Here is an 18,344-nt window from a genome sequence, read left to right on the forward strand (position 1 = left end):
GGCCACGACCATGGCCGCGACGAGGCGGGTTGCGGCTGCCAGGACCGCTGCGGCTGTCGCGATGCCTGCGACTGCTGCGTGCCGGCGGCCGACGTCATCGTCCGTGCCCGGGTGGGCGAGGTGCGGGTCGTGCCGTTCCGGCTGCACAACCCCTGGCGCCGGGAACGGGAGGTCTCGCTGGAGGTCGGACCGTGGCACGGGTGCGACGGAGACGACCTCCAGGTGCGGGCGGTCCTGGAAGAGGAGAAGCTCGTCCTCGCGCCGTGCGAGGACCGGGTGGTCCGGTTGCTGGTCTCGGTCAGGAGCACGGGCGACGACGGTTCGTCGACCAGCCGGGACGCCGCCGACCAGGCGACGGACAAGCAGGCCGACAGCAAGGCCGACGACGCGCCCGCCAAGGCGGCCCGGGCGGCTGCCGCCACGGCGCGCGAGCCGGTCGACGTGGTCGTCGGCCCCCGCGGACGCGGCAAGGACGTCGAGTCGTGCGTGAGTGCGTATGCGGATGTGCGCTTCGAAGGATGTGCCCGTCCCCAACGAGTGGCGGTCGTGGTGCTGCCGGCCGAGTGCGACCCGGTCGACGTCGGCTGCGACTGCGGCTGCTGCTGCTGCTGAGGAGACCGCGATGAGCGAGACGAACGGCACCGACGAGACCCTGGCCCGGATCACCGAGCTGGCCCGCCAGGCCCTGCAGTCCCAGTCGACCCTGGCCAAGCAGTCGCTGGAGCTCGGCCGCGCGGCCCTGTCAGGCGACGTGGACCGGTCGACGGCGAGTCGCGCCTACCTCGACGCGGTGACCCGCGAGGGGGCGCGCTACTGGCGTGAGGCCGGGGCGCTCGGCCTCGACTACGCGAGCGAGCTGATGGCGCTGGGGACGCGCAGCGCGGCTCGGATCATCAGCGACGCCTCGGTGGCCGGCGGCACCCGCGTGCGGAGGACCACGAACGGTGCCCACCGCGGGGGCGCCCCCCAGGCGCCCCCGACCGAGGAGGACGATGGCCTCCGGCGCTCGCGGGTGCACCTGCGAGCAGCTCTGGGACAGACCGCCCAGGCCACCGTCACGGTGGTCAACCGGCACCCGCGGGCCCGACGGGTCGAGCTCGAGCCGAGCGAGTTGCGTGACGCCACCGGCACCGTCGTCGCCGTGACCCTCGAGGTCGACCCCGACCACGTCACGATCCCAGCGGGCGAGGAGCACCAGGTGCGGATCTCCGCCGACCTCGACGAGGGCGTCGTGCAGCCCGGTCAGCAGTACGTCGGCAGCGTGACGGTCAGCGGCGGCGACGAGGCCATGTTGGAGGTGACCGTCGAGGTCGCGGACTGACCGCCGAGTCGGCGGACGGGTCTCCCAGCGGCCCGGCCACGAGGTCCCGCGCAGCCCGGACCTCGGGGTGCAGTCGCAGGCCCTCGCGAGCCCAACGGGGCAGGTCCGGGCTCACGGCCAGCCAGGCGAGTGAGGCGGCGACGGCCGCCCTGGCCGGCCGCGCGGCATACCCGAGGTCGTGCGCCTTGGCCGAGGTGTACCAGTAGAACCGGCCGACGGTCGACGCCTCGTCGCGGGTGGTCAGCGGTCGCTCGTCGCGCACCCCCGCCCACCACTCCGCCGCGGCGGAGACTGCCCACGCGCTCCCTGCGTCCATCTCGGCGAACGGGCCGGGGAGGCCGGCCAGGTCTGACACGAGGGTGTGCAGCATCCGCCAGCTGACGTCCTCACCGCCGAGCAGGTAGCGCTCACCGGCCACCCCTTGCTCGAGCAGCGTCAGGTGGCCGGCTCCGACGTCGCGGGCATCGACCACGTTGCACCCGCCGGGGAAGGTGCTGCGCGTGGGGTCGAGCAGGTAGCGCAGGACGATCGCGTTGCTCGGTGCCAGACGGTTGAACGGACCGCCCAGCACGACGGTCGGCAGCGCGAGGACGACCTCGAGGCCGAGCCGTCCCCCGGTCTCCAGGGTGACTGCCTCCTGGGCGACCTTGCTGGCGTAGTAGGCCGGGGCCGGCTCGAGGCCGAGCTCGTCGCGCTCGGAGCGGGCGCGGGGGAGCAGGTTCGACCCGCGGGTGACCGACGACGAGGTCACCACGACCCGGCGCGCGCCGGCCGCTGCCGCTGCCTCGAGGACGGTGCGGGTGCCGTCGGTGTTGACCTGGTCCACCTCGGCCGCGCGCGCGTCGCCGAAGGCGTAGACCGCGGCGCAGTGCACCACGGCGTCGCACCCGGCCAGGGCCGCGCGCAGGGCTGCGGGGTCGGTGAGCGCAGCCGTCGCCGACGGCACCTCCCGGCCGGCGAGGGTCAGCGGTCCGCGACGTCCCGGGTCCGGGCGGGCCACCGCGACCACCTCGTGCCCTGCGTCCAGCGCGGCCAGGGCGACCTGGCTCCCGACCATCCCGGTGGCGCCGGTGACCGCGACCCTCATCGCGGGCCCCTTACGTGACGGAAGCCGTGGGCATCGAGCTCGGTGCCCGAATCTCTTGTGCCACCAGCAGATTCCGCCTGGCTCGCACTCGCCCGCTGGTCGACCGCCCAGTCCGAGACCGCGCCCAGCACCAGGTCGAGGGCGCGAGTCAGCAGCGGCTCCGCGGGGTCCATCGGCGGGCGCCCGATCCGGAACTCGCGCCCCTCGAAGCACGCCTCGAGGTTGTCGAAGGTGGTGGTGAAGAACCGGCGGTAGGCCTCCTCGAGCAGCGGGTTGCGCAGCTCCGGGACCGACGCGAGGTCAACGCCCGACCAGCTGTCCGGCAGCGCAAAGAGCTGCCGTCCGCGCACGACGACCCGGGTGCCACCGGGCGTGCGTGAGAAGGTCAGGCTGCCGTCGTCGTAGTCCGCAGATCCGTTGGGGCTGCTGACCGTTCGCCAGGTCAGCCGGTGGGTGTCGGTGCTGCGCTCCACCAGCTCGATCTTGCAGACGTCGATCGGCTCACCGCCCCAGGTCGCCAGGTAGTTGGGCTGGGGGAGGTAGAGGTTGCGTTCCGCCTGGCGGGTGCGGGTCGTCCCGCCCCGTGCCGTCGACGAGACCGTGACGCGTCGGCCCCCGAGGTAGTCGGCCATCAGGCTGATCCCTGCTGCCACGTCGACCCGTGCCACCCACTGGTCGAAGTCTGCCCGCACGTCGCGGGCCACCTCGAACACCGTGGCCCCGTCGACGAGCCGCCAGCGCATGCCGTCGGCGTTCTCCGGCAGCTCCTCCACCAGGGCGTCGAAGGGTGCGAAGAAGGCGGGCAGCCCGTCATAGCGGTCAACCGGGTATGCCGCCGGGTCGAAGCCCAGCGGCACCTCGCGCCGGTCGACGGTGTCCTTGTCGAAGGTGGTCGACCAACCGAGCGCGCCGAGGCGGGCGGCCCCGACGGCGCCCAGGACTGCGGTCAGCGGGAGGTGGCCGGCCGGGTCGTCCGCCGCGACGACCAGCGGCGTGAGCAGGTCACGCAGCGTCGTGAGCACGGGGTCGCCAGGCTCCGCGGCGTCGTCCGGCCCGCCGGTGGCAGCGCTCAGCACGCGGGCCAGCCTCGGCTCGGCGGCCACCGACCCGGCCGCGGCGCGGGCCAGCGGATGGGCGGCGTGAGCGCCGTCGAGCGACGCGAGGCGACCCTCGGTGCGGCCGGTGGGTGGGCCGACGGCGAGCAGTGCGCGCTCGAACAGGGGTGCGGCGGACCGGTCCAGCCCCAACAGTGCCGCGGTGGCGCTGTCGGCGGCGAGCAGGTCGGTGGCCACCACGAGGGCACGGCTGTCGAGCGGCTGCGGCAGCCGGCCACCGTCGGGACCGACGCTTGCGGCGAGGGCGTCGACGACCGCGAGGGTCGGCGGCAGGTGGGTGAGCAGGTCGGCTCCGACGTCGGCGGGGTCGGCGCCGGCCACCTCGGGAGCCGCACCGAGAAGCGTGCGCAGGCACGCGGCATACCCCTCGGTCAGGTCGGTGACCGCGCGGCCGACGACCACCCGCGTCGGCGACTCCACCCAGCAGCGCGAGACGAGACGACCGGACAGCACGCTCGTCCCGGGCACCGGCGCGCCCACCAGGTCGGCGCCGAGGTCGACCACGTCGTAGGCCGCCCCGGCCGGCGTGCGCCCGCCGAGCCCCGCCTGCCGGGCGAGCTCGGACACCGACCGGTGGCCGCGGTCGCGGTCGTACGACGAGATGCTGCTGCCGACCACGACCGGGTCACAGCCACGGTGGCGCAGCTGGTCGACGACCGCGTGGACCACGGCGGCGCTGACCGGGGTCGGCTGGCGCAGCCGCACGAGCACCACGGCGGCGTCCGAGAGCGGGGGGTCGAGCGCAGTGAGCGCCGGCCCGAGGGCGTCGACGTCCCCGCCACCGGCCACGATGCAGACCAGCGGTTCCCGGCTCGGCACGCCGCGGGGTGCCACCCGTCCATGCTGTGCCACTCCCTCAATGAAACCAGCGGGCCCTCGCCAGCGACAGGGGGCGATGACATAGTGAGCAGGTGGCCGACGACATCGACATCCAGCAGCACATCAAGGGGCTCATCGACGAGGAGCACGGCCTGCGCAGCCGGCTCTCGGCCGGTGAGATCAGCGTCGAGGAGGAGAACGCCCGCCTGCGCAGCCTCGAGGTCGAGCTCGATCAGTGCTGGGACCTGTTGCGGCAGCGTCGCGCCAAGCGTGAGTTCGGCGAGGACCCGGCGGAGGCCGCCGTGCGTGACGAGCGGACGGTAGAGAACTACCGCGGCTGATCGGGTCTGACCGCCTGCTCGGCGGATCGGCCGTCACGCGGCGTTCACCGGGTGTTCCGGCGTGGCTGGCTGGACACAGCGGGCGCAGGTTCTACCCTCGAAGGAGGCCGGAACCCGACACGAGGGGGTGCGCCCATGCGCACAGCACTTGCCCACCTGCACGTTCCCCACCCGCACGTCGAGCACCACGAACCGACGTGGTGGCTCAGCCACAGCCTCGCGGCCGTCGCCGCCGCGGCCCTGATGATCTACGGCGCCGCCGTGCTCGTCGTCCTCGCCGCGGTCCTGCTCTTCTCCTGACCCCCGACACCCCCCCGCCCGGCGGCGCTATCTCATGCAAAAGGCGAGTTAGCGCCGGGCGTGAGCGGCGCTAACTCGCCTTTTGCATGAGATAGCTCCGCTGCGGGAGCTGGGGAGCTGGTGAGCTACCAGCGGCGGTCGATCCATTCCTCGAGGTGTGGCAGCTCGGCGCCGATCGTCGTCGACTCGCCGTGCCCGGGCAGCACCACGGTGTCCTCGGGCAGGGTGAACAGCCGTCGCACCGACTCGATGATGGTGTCGAAGTCGCTGTAGGCGTGGCGGGTCGCGCCCGGCCCGCCCGGGAAGAGCGTGTCGCCGGTGAAGACCACGCCCAGGGCCGGGGCGTGGAAGCAGCACGAACCCGGTGTGTGGCCGGGGGTGTGCAGCACGTGCAGCTCGACATCACCGACGGTGAGCACCTGGCCGTCGGCCAGCGTCGCGTCCGGGGTCACCGGGTAGAGCTCGTCCCAGAGGAACCGGTCCGCCTCGTGCAGGTGCGCCGGCGCTCGGGTGCCGTCGCACACCTCACCGACCGCGTCGAGGTGGTCGAAGTGCCCGTGCGTGACGAGGACGCCACGCACCCGCTGCTCGCGCGGGATCGACTTCACGATCGCGCGGCCGTCGTGGCCGGCATCGATGACGAGGCACTCGCTGTCGTCACCGACCACCCAGGTGTTGTTCTCGAGGGTGAGTGCGCCCTCGGGTCGGTCGAAGGTGCCTGCGGTGACGATACGCGCGACGCGCACGCCACCCGGGGAAGGTGCGATGTCCGGCATACCCCCCATCCTCCCCGACGCGTGCCGTTACGCTCGGTGGGGTGCACCGGATCTTCACCACGAGCGTCGCCTCGGTCTATCCCCACTACGTCGCCAAGGTGGAGAAGAAGGGCCGCAGCAAGGCCGAGCTCGACGAGGTCATCGAGTGGCTGACCGGTTTCGACGAGCCTGCGCTGTCGCGCCACCTCGCGGACCAGACGACCTTCGAGGACTTCTTCGCGGCCGCCCGGCTCAACCCCAACGCGTCGCTGATCACCGGGTCGGTCTGTGGCATCCGCGTCGAGGAGGTCGAGGACCCGTTGATGCAGCGGATCCGCTACCTCGACAAGCTGGTCGACGAGCTCGCCAAGGGCAAGGCGATGGCGAAGGTGCTGAGGTCACCGGCGTGACCCAGCCGCCGTGGACGGTAGGGCTGTTCGTCTACGGCACCCTCGCGCCGGGCCGCCCCAACGCGCACGTGATGGACGGCATCGTGGGCACCTGGGAGCCGGCGACGGCTCGTGGCGAGCTGCTGCCGGAGGGCTGGGGCGCGGCCGCCGGGTATCCCGCGATCGTGCTGGCGGCCGATGGCCCGGAGGTGCCCGGCCTGCTGTTCCGCTCGAGCGACCTCGACGGTCACTGGGAGCGCCTCGACGAGTTCGAGGGCGAGGGGTATGACCGGGTGGTCACCTCGGTGCGCCTGGCGACGGGCGACGACGTGCTCGCGTTCACCTACGCCCTGCGACGGTAGCCCCGGAAGGGACCGCGCGCGTCACGCGCCGGGGCCACGCCCTGGGGTCGCGTGCTGGGGTCGCGTGCTGGGGCCGCGTGCGGGGTCAGGCGTCGGGGTCCCAGTCGCGCAGGCGCTCGAAGCCGACCCGGTCACCGCTGATCTCCAACGACTCCAGCGCGATCCGGTTGTAGTCCCACAGGACGATGTCGCTGGCAGTGGCGTTGACGAAGGCATCCGACACGACGTCGACGGACTCCTCCTGGCCGAGCCGTGCGTAGCGGGCGCCGTCGCCGGACAGGTCGAGGCGCCAGGCCCGGCCTTCGGTGGCGTTGAAGCCGAGGGTGAGGGGTTCGTGCGGCCACACCTCGTCCGTCGACACGCAGGTCGACAGGAACTCCTCGACCCCGTCGAGCGCGATCGCCTCCGGCAGCGGCTGGGGTGCGCCGACAGCGAGCTGGGCGTCGTAGGTGTGCACGGCCAGCTCCTGCACCTGGTGCCGCGCCACACCTTCGGCCGTCTCGGGTGACTGCGAGTCGCCCCACCAGGTCCAGCACCCGGCCTCCGGCCCCGCGGCTCGCAGGGCGGCGTCGAACTCGCCCACCGCGGCCGCCAGCCAGGTCTCCAGCTCCGCCCGATCGCGCGGTGCGGGCGCGGACTCGCTCGGGGCCGTGCCGGCCGGCCGTTCGTCGCAGGGGCCGGCCGCCACGATCGTGGCCCAGCGTCGCCGACCCTGTCCGACGTGCTCGGCGAGGTCGAAGAGCGACCAGCCGGGGCAGGATGGCACATCCACGTCGAGGTCGGGCGCTGCCGCGACCACCTCGCGGAAGGCGGTGGAGCGCTCGTCGAGGAGGGCCAGCAGGGCAGCAAAGTCGAGGGTCGTGTGCACCCCGGTTGTCTACCACGGGCGATCGGTATGAAGCCCTCCCTTTTCGATCGTTTCTTGCCTCGTCTCGGGCGCAGGCGTGGGCACGGTTGCTGCGAAAGGGATTGGTGCGGAAGGTTCAGCCGCGGGCGCTGGCGGCGAGCTGGGCTCGCAGGCCGAGGCTGAACACCTCGGCCGGCGGCTTCTGCGACGACTCGAGTCGCCGGTAGGCCGTCGGGGTCGCGCCCACCTCGGCGAGGAACTGCCGGTTGAAGTTGGCCATGTTGCGGTAGCCACTCGCCTCGGCCACCTGGGCGATCGACAGGGTCGTGGTGTCGAGCAGGCGCCGGGCGTGCGCGATCCGCAGCTTCTTCACCATGTTGCTGAAGGTCATGCCCGTGGCGCTGCGGAAGTACTTCGAGAAGGTCGGCTCGGACATGTACGCGAGCCGGGCTGCCATCGACAGGCGGATGTCGTCGGTGAGGTTCTCGAAGATGTAGGCCAGGCCGGCCTCGACGGCGTTGAGGGAGTTGGCGTCGGTCGGGCGGCCGAGCCACGGGCTGGCGACCACCTCACGCTCGTCCTGCGGTGACCGCGCGAAGATCGACAGCAGGCGGAAGAGGCTGGCCACCTGCTCCGACCCCTCGGTGCGCACGACCTCGAGGATGTTCTCGGCCGCCCGCCACGCGGTGGCGCCGGAGAAGACGACACCGCGGGCCGACTGCGCCAGCACGTCGTCGAGCTCCTGCAGCTCGGGGATCAGCTGCATGCACTCGCGGATCCACTCGTCGGTGAACTGGATGACCGCGTCGCGGTCGACCGCCACCTGTCCGGGCGGCAGGTCGCTCACCCAGTCGTGGGGCAGCAGCGGCCCCATGATGCTGACGTGACCGGGGGCGAACGTGCCCACGTGGTCGCCGGCGATGAAGCTGCCGTGGGTCTTGGTGATCAGGTGGATCTCGTACTCGGGGTGGGCGCCCCAGCCGCAGATCTCGCTCGGGAAGTCGTGCGTGAGCGCGCGGAAGGCGTGCTGCGGGTTGGGCGGGATCACCTCGCGGCGGGGTGCGGCCGGGTACGGGCTGCCGGAGAAGGACTCTGCCGCGAGCTCGATGCCTTCCGACGGCCCGATGCTCTCCGGCGGCCCGACGCCCTCCGACGGCCCGACGATCCCGGCCGGTGCGAGGCCCTCGGGCGGCGTCATGTCAGCAAGGCGACGCCGTGGCGTGCCGGTCGACTGATACGAAGTCCTCACCTCCATCGCCCCCGTCGTGCGGTCCCAGCGGATCGAGACGACAGTGTGCCGCACGGATGCTCAGGCGTGAAGAGGCCTGCTCAGATGAGCGGCACGGGAAAGTATCGAAAGACTGCCGGAGGCGTCATTGTCCGGCTGCCGTGGCCGAAGCCACGCTTCCCTCATCCCGGCACCGCGGCCGGACCAGGTGAGCCCACCTCGTCCCAGGCGGCACCCGGGGCCGAGGCTCGACAGACGGGGCTCGATCGCGAATGGCTCACCTACCAAAGGAGTTAGGCATGCTCGGTTCGAAGCGCGCCCTGACCACGGGTGCGGGCGTGGTGGCAGCTGCGCTCGCCATGGCGGCCTGCTCGTCAGGCGCCGTGTCCAGTGGCGGCGGTGGCGGAGACGGCAAGAACGTCACGCTCAACCTGGCCACCGTGAACAACGGCCAGATGAAGGACATGGAGAAGCTCAAGGGCGAGTACGAGAAGGCTCACCCGGGCACCAAGATCAACTTCCAGGTCATGGAGGAGGGCGACCTGCGCGCGGCCGTCACGGCTGACGTCGCGAGCAAGGCCGGCCAGTACGACATCGTCACCATCGGCGCCTACGAGACCCCGCAGTGGGGTGCGAACGGCTGGCTCGTGGACCTGACCGACCCGCTCAAGTCCGACGCGGCATACGACGTCGACGACCTCCTCGCGCCGGTGCGCGAGGCGATCTCCAACGACGGCAAGCAGTATGCCGTGCCGTTCTACGGCGAGTCGTCGATCCTGATGTACAACAAGGAGGTCCTCGACAAGGCCGGTGTCACCCTCTCGGCGAACCCGACCTGGCAGCAGGTCGCCGACGCGGCCAAGAAGGTCAACTCGTCCTCGATGTCGGGCATCTGCATGCGCGGCAAGCCCGGCTGGGGTGACCTCTTCGCACCACTGACGACCGTGGTCCAGACCTTCGGCGGCAACTGGTATGACAGCAGCTGGAACGCCACGGTGAACTCGGCCGAGTGGAAGCAGGCGGTCACGTTCTACAAGACCCTGCTCGACCAGTCCGGTGAGAAGGACCCGGTGTCCTACTCCTTCAACGAGTGCCTGACCGCACTCAAGGAGGGCAAGTCCGCCATGTGGGCCGACGCCTCCGTGGCCGCCTCGATGCTCGAGGCCGACGACTCGCCGGTGAAGGGCAAGATGGGATACGCGCACATGCCGGTCGACAAGACCAAGGAGTCCGGCTGGCTGTGGAGCTGGAACCTCGCGGTGCCGGCCACCACGAAGAACAAGGACGCCGCCATCGACTTCATCAAGTGGGCGACGAGCAAGGACTACCACAAGCTCGTCGGCGAGAAGCTCGGCTGGTCGCTGGTGCCACCGGGTGCCCGCAAGTCGACCTACGAGCTGCCGGAGTACAAGCAGGCTGCCGCGGCCTACGCGCCGATCACCCTCGACGTGATGACGTCGGTCAACCCCAAGCAGCCGGGCGTCAACCCGCAGCCCTGGGTCGGCATCCAGTACGTCTCGATCCCGGAGTTCCAGGACGTCGGCAACCAGTGCGCCCAGCTGGTCGCGGACTACCTCGCGAACCGCGGCACGGTGGACGACGCCCTCGGCAAGTGCCAGGACATCGCCAAGAAGGCGGGCGACGCACACAAGTAGTCCCCGCCCACCCTGAGGACGTCCGGCCGGTCTCGCACGGATCGGACGGACAGGGCGCCGGGGTCGTGACTCCCATCCGACCCCGGCGCCCGGCCTCGGCGCCGTTGCCCCGCAACGGAATTGCCTCCACACACCGCAAGGGGAGTTCCCATGGCTGTCACCGAGCTCGACACCGTGGTCGCCGCGACCGCGACCGACAAGCGTCGGGTCAAGACCACCAGCAAGGAGGTCTGGACCGCCCGCTGGTTGCTGCTGCCGGCGGTCGGCTTCCTGATCCTGCTGACCCAGATCCCGTTCCTGTTCACCGTCGGCTACTCGACGATCAAGTGGAACCTGCTCTACCCCGCCGACCGCGGGTTCACCGGTTTCAAGAACTACGCGTCCGCGCTGTCGTCCGGTGACCTGGGGCCCTCGATCCTGGCCACCGTGTTGATCACCGCGCTGGCGGTGATCTGCTCGCTGCTGTTCGGGTTGTTGTTCGCGCTGCTGCTCGACCGGCAGTTCCGCGGCCGGGCACTGGCTCGCACGCTGATGATCACCCCGTTCCTGATCATGCCGGCAGCGTCGGCGCTGATCTGGAAGTACTCGATGTTCGACACCAACATCGGCATGCTCAACTGGCTGTCGCGGACCCTGCACCTGCCGGTCGTGTCGTGGAGCACCGAGCACCCGATGCTGGCCGTCGTGATCGTGCTGACGTGGCAGTTCACGCCGTTCATGATGCTGATCCTGCTGGCCGGGCTGCAGGGCCAGGACCGCGGCATCCTCGAAGCCGCGCAGGTCGACGGCGCCGGACCGTGGCGCACCTTCACCTGGATCACGCTGCCGCACCTGCGGATGTACGTCGAGATCGGTGTCCTGCTCGGCGCGGTCATCATCATCCAGGTCTTCGACCCCATCGCCATCCTGACCAAGGGCACCGGCGGCACCAAGACGCTGGCCTACCTGCTCTACGAGCGGGCCTTCATCGGTCTCGACGTCGGTCAGGCCGCGGCCTACGGCGTCATCACCGTCGTGCTCACGATCATCGTGGCCACCATCGCGCTGCGCACCCTGTTCAAGGTCTTCATGGCTGGAGGAAGTCGATGACCCGCACCGTCCGTGGAGGACTCGTCACCGCGCTCACCTGGGCGCTCGTGCTGATCTTCTTCTTCCCCGTCTTCTGGATGATCATCAACGGCTTCAAGCCGGAGTCGGTCGCCTCCTCGATCAACCCCAAGGTGTTCTTCAGCCCGGTCACCACCGGCTACCAGCTCGCGATGGACCGCGGGATGAAGGGTTACCTGATCAACTCGGTCACCGCCTCGGTCACCGCGACGATCATCGCCGTGGTCCTGGCGATCCCGGCTGCCTACGCCCTGAGCATCCGACGGGTCAAGAACGTCGAGGGCGCGCTGTCGTTCTTCATCTCCACCCGCTTCATGCCGATGGCCGCCGTCGTCCTGCCGCTCTACATCATCCTCAAGAACCTCGGCCTGCTCGACAACATCTACGTCCTGGCCGTCGTCTACGGCGCGGTCAACCTCCCGGTGACGGTCTGGATGATGCGCTCGTTCTTCCTCGAGGTGCCGTTCGAGATCGTCGAAGCCGCGCGCGTCGACGGCGCCGGACTGTTCCGCGAGATCGTCCGCATCGTCCTGCCCCTGGTGCTGCCCGGGGTGGCCGCCGCCGCACTCATCAGCTTCATCTTCAGCTGGAACGAGTACTTCCTCGCCACCCTCCTGACCAGCAACGCGGCCCGCACGACCCCGCCGTTCCTCGGCAGCTTCGTCGACGGCCGCGGCCAGTTCCTGGCGGTGCTGTCGGCGGCGGCGACCATCGCCGCACTGCCGGTCATCGTCGCGGGGTGGGTCGCCCAGAAGCAGCTCGTCCGCGGCCTGTCCATGGGTGCCATCAAGTAGCCCGCGGCCCCGACCACAGACCCGGACCAGAGACCAGGAACCAGATCCGTGACACAGGAACACATCGCCCATCCCCGTGCCGCGGCCGGCGCGGCCCTGCTCCCGGTGGTGCCGGAGTGGGTCGCCTCGCCGACCTACGACCGCTCGCAGGTGACGGCCTCGATCGTGCACTTCGGGGTCGGCGGCTTCCACCGCTCCCACGAGGCCGTCTACCTCGACACCCTGATGAACCAGGGGCAGGCGCTCGAGTGGGGTATCTGCGGGGTCGGGGTGCTGCCGCACGACCGGCGGATCATCGACACCCTCGACGCGCAGCGCGGCCTCTACACGGTGGTCGTCAAGCACCCTGACGGGAAGTGGTCGGCCCAGGTCGTCGGGTCGATCGTCGAGGTGGTCTTCGCCCCGGCCGACCCCGGCTACGTCGTCGACCGCCTCGCCGACGACCGCACCCGGATCGTCTCGATGACCATCACCGAGGGCGGCTACCTGGTCAACCAGGAGACGGGGGAGTTCGACGCCGGCGACCCCGGCATCCAGCAGGACCTGGCGCCGGGTGCCGTGCCCCACACCGTCTTCGGGTATGTCGTCGCGGCGCTGGCTCGTCGTCGGGACCAGGGGCGCGCGCCGTTCACGGTGATGAGCTGCGACAACCTGCCGGACAACGGCGACGTGGCGAAGCGGATGATCTGCGCGTTCGCCCGGCTCAAGGACCCCGGGCTCGCGGACTGGATGGAGGCCAACGTCGCATTCCCCAACAGCATGGTCGACCGGATCACCCCCGTGACGACCGAGCAGGACATCGAGCGGCTGACCGACCAGTTTGGCGTGACCGATCTGTGGCCCGTGGTCTGCGAGCCGTTCAGCCAGTGGGTGCTCGAGGACCGCTTCACGCAGGGGCGGCCGCCGTTCGAGGACGCCGGGGTGCAGCTGGTCGAGGACGTCGTGCCCTACGAGCTGATGAAGCTGCGGCTCCTCAACGCCAGCCACCAGGCGCTGTGCTACCTCGGCTACCTGGCCGGCCACACCTACGCCCACGAGGTCTGCCAGGACCCGCTGTTCGTGCGGATGCTGGCCACCTTCATGGAGCAGGAGGCCAGCCCGACCCTGCAGCCGGTGCCCGGCGTCGACCTGGCCGACTATCGGCGGCAGCTGCTGGAGCGGTTCGCCAACCCCGAGATCCGTGACCCGCTCACCCGGCTCTGCGCCGAGTCCAGCGACCGCATCCCCCAGTGGCTGGTGCCGGTGATCCGGCACAACCTGCGCACCGGCGGAGCCATCGACGTCTCGGCGCTCGTGGTCGCCTCCTGGGCCAGGTATGCCGAGGGGCTGGACGAGCGCGGACGTCCCATCGACGTCGTGGACCGTCGCAGGGAGGCGGTCACCGCCGCTGCCGCCCGCCGGCACGAGGATCCGCTCGCCTTCATCCGCGACCGCGACCTGTTCGGTGACCTCGCCGACGACGAACGGTTCACCGCGGCATACACGAAGGCACTCACCGGCCTGCACGAGAAAGGCGCCGTCGCCACCACCCAGGCCGTCCTCGACGCCTGACCGGCCCTGACGTGGGCGGCCGGGTCAGCGGTCGTCCACCGGCCGAACCGAGGCGTCGACCAGTGCTCGGGCCGATGCCTTCGCTGCCGCCGGGGCATCGGGGCTGGCGTCCAGTGCGCCGCTGGCCAGTCCGCCGTCGAGCAGCAGGGTGAGTGAGCGCGCCAGGGTGTCGGGGGAGCGCGCCCCAGCCTGCACCGCCAGCTCGTGCACCCAGGACAGGACTGCCGCCTTGTGGGCCACGGTGCGGTCGTGGACGGGGGTGCCGGGCTGCGACTCGGCGGCGGCGTTGATGAACGCGCAACCGCGGTAGCCCTCGCGCCGGCACGCGGTGCCGAGCGCGTCGAAGAGGCCGATGAGCTGGTCCGCGGGGTCCGGTCCGGCAGCAGCGGCGGCCTCCTTGAGCTGCCCCGACCAGACGCCGTCGACCTTGTCCAGGTAGGCGACCACGAGGTCGTCCTTGGCTGGGAAGTGCTTGTAGAAGGTCGCCTTCGCCACGCCCGACTCCGCGATGATCAGGTCGACCCCCACGGCCCGTATGCCGCGGGCGTAGAAGAGCGCGAAGGCGGCGTCCAGGATGCGTTCGCGAGCAGCACTGGGGCGCGTGGACGCGGCCTGGGACATCAGTCGCCTCCTTCGGGACTGGCGGGCTTCGCAGCATACCTTGCTAGTAGACAGATCTGTCTGCTACGTTGCGCCACGAAGTAGACAGATCTGTCTATCTCACTCGCGACGGACACCCAGGGAGTCGCCATGAAGATCGCAGTCCTCGGCACCGGCAGCGTCGGTCAGGCCCTGGCCGGCCGCCTCCTCTAGCTCGGCCACGACGTGGTCGTCGGCACCCGCGACCCCGAGGTCACGCGCCAGCGCGGCGAGTCCTTCGGCGAGTGGCTCGAGGCCCATCCGGACGCCGGCCTGACGACGTTCGGCGAGGCCGCTGCCGATACGGAGCTGGTCGTCAACGCGACCAGCGGGCCCGGGGCGCTTCCGGCCCTCGAGGCCGCAGGCTCCGACCACCTGGCCGGCAAGGTGGTCGTCGACATCTCGAACCCGCTGGACTTCTCGGCCGGGTTCCCGCCCACCCTCTTCGTCAAGGACACCGATTCGCTGGCCGAGCAGATCCAGCGCGCCTTCCCGCAGGCCCGGGTGGTCAAGACCCTCAACACCCTCACGGCGGCGCTCATGGTCAAGCCCGCGGAGCTCGGCGCGGACTCGTCGGTCTTCGTCTCGGGGAACGACGAGGCCGCCAAGGCGACGGTCACCGAGCTGCTCCAGAGCTTCGGCCACACCGATGTCATCGACCTCGGCGACCTCAGCACCGCGCGCGGCACGGAGATGCTGCTGCCCGTGTGGTTGCGCCTCATGGGCGCGCTCGGCACGGCAACGTTCAACTTCAAGATCGTCCGCTGAGCGCGGCGGCCTCCGGTGATCGGCGTATCACCGCGCCCGGGGATCGGGGTGTCACCGCGCGTGACTGCGCGCGGTGACACCCCGATCGGAGCGGGTCAGGCGGCGACGGCGAGCGCCTTGCCGGCCTCCTGCGCGGCGGCGAGTGCCATCTCGTGCAGCGCCGCGGCCGCGTCCTTGAAGTCGTCGAGCGCGGGGTTGACGCCGACCAGGGTGAACTCGCGCTCGACCACGGTGAGGTCCGCGCCCCAGACGTCGGCAAGGATCCGCCGCAAGTAGCCCGTCGAGTGGTCCCAGCCCTCCCGCGGGGTGCCGGGACCGTAGGCGCCGCCGCGGACGGTGCAGAGCACGAGCTTCTTGCCGGCCAGGGCCGGGGGCGCGCCGGCGCCTGTCCGCGGGTCGGTCTGGATCAGGTCGATCCACGCCTTGATGTGCTGGGAGACGCCGAAGTTGTAGAGCGGGACTGCGAGCACGATGGCATCGGCGGCGAGCAGCTCGTCGAGCAGGCTGGCGGCCAGGGTCACGGCGGCCCGCTGCTCGGGGGTGCGGTCGGCCTCGGCGACGAAGCCGGCGCCGACCGCGGTCGCCCAGACGTCCGAGGGCAGCGGGTCGACCCCGAGGTGGCGTCTTTCGACGGTGTCGCCCGGGTGGGCGGCCAGCCACTCGCTCTCCACGATGTCGGCGATCTCTCGGCTGGCAGAGCCTTCGACGCGGATGCTGGCATCCAGTCGGAACAGGGTCATGGGTCTCTCCTCGGGGGTGGGGACGTAGGGGGCCGAGCCGTTCACTTCAAGCATGAAGTCAGCCACAGGATCAGTCATTTCAATCTTGAAGTCAAATGGGTGTCCGCTGTCGCTCCGCGTCGGTACGCTGCGCCCATGTCCACCAGCAAGGCGCCAGCCGACACCCAGGCCGAGCACGCGGGTGAAGAGCCGCGCTGGCTGACGGACGAGGAGCGCGACACCTGGCTCGAGGTGGCGACCATCTCGCTCCAGCTTCCCGGCCTGCTCGACGCCCAGCTCCAGCGCGACAGCGGCCTCAGCCTGTTCGAGTACCTGACGCTGTCCTGGCTGTCGATGGCGACGGACCGTCAGATGCGCATGGGCGAGTTGGCGCTGCTGGCCCGGGGCTCGATGTCGCGCTTGTCCAACGTCGTCAAGCGTCTCGAGAGTCGTGGGTTCGTCCGTCGCGAGCCGGATCCGGCCAACGGCCGGTACACCTTGGCGATCCTCACCGAGAGCGGTTGGGACAAGGTGGTCGAGGCAGCCCCCGGGCATGTCGCCGCGGTGCGCCGCTACGTGCTCGACCCGCTGACGGGGGAGCAGGTCGGCGAGCTCCAGGTCATCGGCGGACGGATCGCCGAGCGGATCCGTGCCGGGCTGATCGGCGAGGTCTCGGGCGAGGCCGACTGCTGCGAATGACCCGCGGAGAAGGGCCGGTCGGCTGACGCCGTCCGGCCCCTCTGATGGTGGTCGGGGTGACAGGATTTGAACCTGCGGCCTCTTCGTCCCGAACGAAGCGCGCTACCAAGCTGCGCCACACCCCGTGGCAATCGCCACCCCACGCCGGTTCGACGGGAGCAGCGACAGTGAAGGATAGCCCACCGCACCCGGCCGCTCCCAATCGGTATGCCGCAGGGTTGCGACCGGCGGTCCCGTCACCACCGGAGGTGGCGCCGGGTCGCAGACGGCCCCCCGGTCCGGACCCTGGACCACCGTCCGTGGCGTGCAGCCACAGACGGTCGGCGGGGTGAGGTCAGGCGCGCGGGACCAGGGTCAGCAGGGTCGCCTCGGGACGGCAGCAGAACCGCACCGGTGCGTAGGGCGAGGTGCCGAGCCCGGCCGACACGTGCAGCCAGGCGGCGTCGGCGGGCGCCGCGGACGACGGAGCCGAGCCGGCCCCCGGCCACCAGCGCGAGACCCCCTTGGCGCGGTTCGTGGGCAGGTCGCAGTTGGTGACGAGGGCGCCGTAGAACGGCAGCGCGAGCTGGCCGCCGTGCGTGTGGCCGGCGATCAGCAGGCGGGCGCCGTCCTCGACCATGGGGTCGAGCACCCGCTGGTACGGCGCGTGCGTCACCCCGATCGTCACCGCGGCGGTGGAGGAGGCGGGGCCGGAGACCGCGTCGTAGGAGTCCATCCGGATGTGGGCGTCGTCGGTGCCGACCAGCTCGACCTCGGTGCCACCGAGGCGCAGCGTCGTGCGCGCGTTGTCGAGGTCGACCCACCCGCCGGCCCGGAACCCGGCTCGCAGGTCCTCGATCGGCAGCGTCACCCGTCCGCGCGGCGCCTCCGCGTGCTTGCGGGTCAGGTAGCGCGCGGGGTTCTTCTTCACCGGCGCGTAGTAGTCGTTCGACCCCATGACGAACACGCCGGGGAACGCGAACAACGGCTCCATCGCGTGCAACGCCCCCGGCACGGCGTCGAGCGCGGCGAGGTTGTCGCCGGAGTTGACCACCAGGTCGGGGGAGAGCGCAGCGAGCCCGCGCACCCACTCGATCCGGCGGTGCTGCCGCGGCACGAGGTGCAGGTCCGAGACCTGCAGCACCCGTAGGGGCGGCGTCCCGGGCGCCAGCACGGGCACCGTGAACCGGCGCAGCGCGAACCAGTTCCGCTCCACCACGGCGGCGTACCCGACGCCCGCCACGCCGAGCGCGGCGACGCCGGCGACCGTGCCCAGCGCGGTGCCCACAGTGGTGTTCATCCCCGCCATCCTTGCAAACGCAGAACTCGCTGGGTGGGCACCCCCACCCGCCTGAGACACTGGCCCCATGAGCGAGCAGAGCCTCAAGGCCACCGTCCGGGACGACCTCACCGACGCCATCCGCCAGCGCGACCAGGTGCGCTCCGGCACGCTGCGGCTCGCCCTCACCGCCATCACCAACGAAGAGGTGTCCGGCACCGTGGCGCGCGAGCTCAGCGACGACGAGGTCCTCAAGGTGCTCGCCAAGGAGGCCAAGAAGCGCAAGGAGGCCGCGACCGCCTACGCCGACGCGAACCGTCCCGAGCTGGCCGCGCAGGAGGAGGCCGAGCTGGCGGTCCTCGAGACCTACCTGCCCGCACAGCTCTCCGACGAGGAACTCGCGGACATCGTCGCCACGGCGATCGCGCAGACCGGAGCGACCGGTATGCCGCAGCTCGGCCAGGTCATGAAGGTCGCCCAGGGCGTCGTGGCCGGCCGCGCCGACGGTGGCCGGGTGGCCGCCGCAGCGAAGCAGGCCCTCAGCCAGGGCTGAGCCCGGCCGCGGGGCCCGCCCCGCGGCATACCGGACC

21 protein-coding genes and 1 tRNA gene are annotated in these 18,344 nt (G+C 71.2%); 13 read left to right on the forward strand and 9 right to left on the reverse strand.

The genetic code is table 11. The features are described 5' to 3' along the window. Positions 1-78: 78 nt before the first annotated feature. Both BLQ34_RS18925 and BLQ34_RS16515 read left to right on the forward strand, forming a co-directional pair. Positions 79-612: a hypothetical protein gene (locus BLQ34_RS18925; RefSeq protein WP_157693115.1), complete on the forward strand. Its 534-nt coding sequence runs from the start codon at positions 79-81 to the stop codon at positions 610-612. Positions 613-622: 10 nt separating this feature from the next. Beyond that, positions 623-1,321, forward strand: a complete 699-nt coding sequence (locus BLQ34_RS16515) for a hypothetical protein (RefSeq protein WP_091787981.1) — start codon at positions 623-625, stop codon at positions 1,319-1,321. Here the strand turns inward: BLQ34_RS16515 and BLQ34_RS16520 are convergent. Both BLQ34_RS16520 and BLQ34_RS19055 read right to left on the reverse strand, forming a co-directional pair. Beyond that, on the reverse strand, positions 1,269-2,408 hold the full coding sequence (locus BLQ34_RS16520; RefSeq protein ID WP_091787984.1) for an NAD-dependent epimerase/dehydratase family protein: 1,140 nt from the start codon (positions 2,406-2,408) through the stop codon (positions 1,269-1,271). The two genes, BLQ34_RS16515 and BLQ34_RS16520, sit on opposite strands and share 53 nt — an antisense overlap. Further along, positions 2,405-4,357: a DUF362 domain-containing protein gene (locus BLQ34_RS19055; protein WP_091787987.1), complete on the reverse strand. Its 1,953-nt coding sequence runs from the start codon at positions 4,355-4,357 to the stop codon at positions 2,405-2,407. The genes BLQ34_RS16520 and BLQ34_RS19055 overlap by 4 nt, the downstream gene beginning before the upstream one ends. A gap of 77 nt (positions 4,358-4,434) precedes the next feature. On the opposite strand from BLQ34_RS19055, the gene BLQ34_RS16530 reads away from it, so the two are divergent. After that, the gene (locus BLQ34_RS16530; protein ID WP_091787990.1) at positions 4,435-4,683 is read left to right on the forward strand and encodes a DUF2630 family protein; all 249 of its coding nucleotides are present in this window, start codon (positions 4,435-4,437) and stop codon (positions 4,681-4,683) included. A gap of 135 nt (positions 4,684-4,818) precedes the next feature. Further along, positions 4,819-4,983 (forward strand): hypothetical protein, encoded by a 165-nt coding sequence (locus tag BLQ34_RS18935; protein WP_157693116.1) that lies wholly within the window; start codon positions 4,819-4,821, stop codon positions 4,981-4,983. Positions 4,984-5,108: 125 nt separating this feature from the next. Here BLQ34_RS18935 and BLQ34_RS16535 read toward each other — a convergent pair whose 3' ends face one another. Then, positions 5,109-5,759 (reverse strand): MBL fold metallo-hydrolase, encoded by a 651-nt coding sequence (locus BLQ34_RS16535; RefSeq protein ID WP_091787992.1) that lies wholly within the window; start codon positions 5,757-5,759, stop codon positions 5,109-5,111. A 41-nt stretch (positions 5,760-5,800) separates the two neighbouring features. Between BLQ34_RS16535 and BLQ34_RS16540 the strand changes: the two genes are divergently transcribed. Together BLQ34_RS16540 and BLQ34_RS16545 are read left to right on the forward strand one after the other, a co-directional pair. Then, the gene (locus BLQ34_RS16540) at positions 5,801-6,148 is read left to right on the forward strand and encodes a DUF2200 domain-containing protein (RefSeq protein ID WP_091787995.1); all 348 of its coding nucleotides are present in this window, start codon (positions 5,801-5,803) and stop codon (positions 6,146-6,148) included. Continuing rightward, complete coding sequence (locus BLQ34_RS16545; protein ID WP_197674731.1) at positions 6,145-6,489, forward strand: gamma-glutamylcyclotransferase family protein; 345 nt, start codon at positions 6,145-6,147, stop codon at positions 6,487-6,489. The genes BLQ34_RS16540 and BLQ34_RS16545 overlap by 4 nt, the downstream gene beginning before the upstream one ends. Positions 6,490-6,574: 85 nt before the next feature. On the opposite strand, the gene BLQ34_RS16550 is transcribed toward BLQ34_RS16545, so the two are convergent. Both BLQ34_RS16550 and BLQ34_RS16555 read right to left on the reverse strand, forming a co-directional pair. After that, positions 6,575-7,357, reverse strand: a complete 783-nt coding sequence (locus tag BLQ34_RS16550; RefSeq protein ID WP_091787998.1) for a maleylpyruvate isomerase family mycothiol-dependent enzyme — start codon at positions 7,355-7,357, stop codon at positions 6,575-6,577. Between the two features lie 115 nt (positions 7,358-7,472). Further along, complete coding sequence (locus BLQ34_RS16555; RefSeq protein ID WP_091788000.1) at positions 7,473-8,534, reverse strand: helix-turn-helix domain-containing protein; 1,062 nt, start codon at positions 8,532-8,534, stop codon at positions 7,473-7,475. Between the two features lie 329 nt (positions 8,535-8,863). Between BLQ34_RS16555 and BLQ34_RS16560 the strand changes: the two genes are divergently transcribed. From BLQ34_RS16560 to BLQ34_RS16575, 4 genes are all read left to right on the forward strand, one after another. Further along, positions 8,864-10,219, forward strand: coding sequence for an ABC transporter substrate-binding protein (locus BLQ34_RS16560; RefSeq protein WP_091788003.1), 1,356 nt, complete (start codon positions 8,864-8,866; stop codon positions 10,217-10,219). Between the two features lie 150 nt (positions 10,220-10,369). Continuing rightward, the gene (locus BLQ34_RS16565) at positions 10,370-11,308 is read left to right on the forward strand and encodes a carbohydrate ABC transporter permease (RefSeq protein WP_091788006.1); all 939 of its coding nucleotides are present in this window, start codon (positions 10,370-10,372) and stop codon (positions 11,306-11,308) included. Then, positions 11,305-12,120 carry a carbohydrate ABC transporter permease gene (locus BLQ34_RS16570; RefSeq protein WP_091788009.1) on the forward strand — a complete coding sequence of 272 codons (816 nt, stop codon included), beginning with the start codon at positions 11,305-11,307 and terminating at the stop codon, positions 12,118-12,120. The genes BLQ34_RS16565 and BLQ34_RS16570 overlap by 4 nt, the downstream gene beginning before the upstream one ends. Before the next feature lie 48 nt (positions 12,121-12,168). Continuing rightward, entirely contained in the window at positions 12,169-13,671 is a 1,503-nt protein-coding gene (locus BLQ34_RS16575) for a mannitol dehydrogenase family protein (protein ID WP_231961328.1), read from the forward strand. Positions 13,672-13,695: 24 nt separating this feature from the next. On the opposite strand, the gene BLQ34_RS16580 is transcribed toward BLQ34_RS16575, so the two are convergent. Further along, positions 13,696-14,292 carry a TetR/AcrR family transcriptional regulator gene (locus BLQ34_RS16580; protein WP_091788012.1) on the reverse strand — a complete coding sequence of 199 codons (597 nt, stop codon included), beginning with the start codon at positions 14,290-14,292 and terminating at the stop codon, positions 13,696-13,698. A gap of 204 nt (positions 14,293-14,496) precedes the next feature. Between BLQ34_RS16580 and BLQ34_RS16585 the strand changes: the two genes are divergently transcribed. Continuing rightward, positions 14,497-15,078 carry an NADPH-dependent F420 reductase gene (locus BLQ34_RS16585; protein ID WP_331712514.1) on the forward strand — a complete coding sequence of 194 codons (582 nt, stop codon included), beginning with the start codon at positions 14,497-14,499 and terminating at the stop codon, positions 15,076-15,078. Positions 15,079-15,173: 95 nt separating this feature from the next. On the opposite strand, the gene BLQ34_RS16590 is transcribed toward BLQ34_RS16585, so the two are convergent. Then, the gene (locus BLQ34_RS16590) at positions 15,174-15,818 is read right to left on the reverse strand and encodes an FMN-dependent NADH-azoreductase (protein WP_091788015.1); all 645 of its coding nucleotides are present in this window, start codon (positions 15,816-15,818) and stop codon (positions 15,174-15,176) included. 135 nt (positions 15,819-15,953) lie between these two features. Between BLQ34_RS16590 and BLQ34_RS16595 the strand changes: the two genes are divergently transcribed. Further along, the gene (locus tag BLQ34_RS16595; RefSeq protein WP_091788018.1) at positions 15,954-16,496 is read left to right on the forward strand and encodes a MarR family winged helix-turn-helix transcriptional regulator; all 543 of its coding nucleotides are present in this window, start codon (positions 15,954-15,956) and stop codon (positions 16,494-16,496) included. A 48-nt stretch (positions 16,497-16,544) separates the two neighbouring features. Here BLQ34_RS16595 and BLQ34_RS16600 read toward each other — a convergent pair. Next, a tRNA-Pro gene (locus BLQ34_RS16600) sits at positions 16,545-16,621 on the reverse strand. 209 nt (positions 16,622-16,830) lie between these two features. Continuing rightward, positions 16,831-17,775, reverse strand: coding sequence for a metallophosphoesterase (locus tag BLQ34_RS16605; RefSeq protein WP_091788021.1), 945 nt, complete (start codon positions 17,773-17,775; stop codon positions 16,831-16,833). Between the two features lie 67 nt (positions 17,776-17,842). Here BLQ34_RS16605 and BLQ34_RS16610 point away from each other — a divergent pair, with 67 nt between their 5' ends. Further along, positions 17,843-18,307, forward strand: coding sequence for a GatB/YqeY domain-containing protein (locus tag BLQ34_RS16610; protein WP_091788024.1), 465 nt, complete (start codon positions 17,843-17,845; stop codon positions 18,305-18,307). The last annotated feature ends 37 nt before the right edge of the window (positions 18,308-18,344 follow it).

It is taken from the genome of Pedococcus dokdonensis (assembly GCF_900104525.1).
Taxonomy (GTDB): Bacteria; Actinomycetota; Actinomycetes; order Actinomycetales; family Dermatophilaceae; genus Pedococcus; species Pedococcus dokdonensis.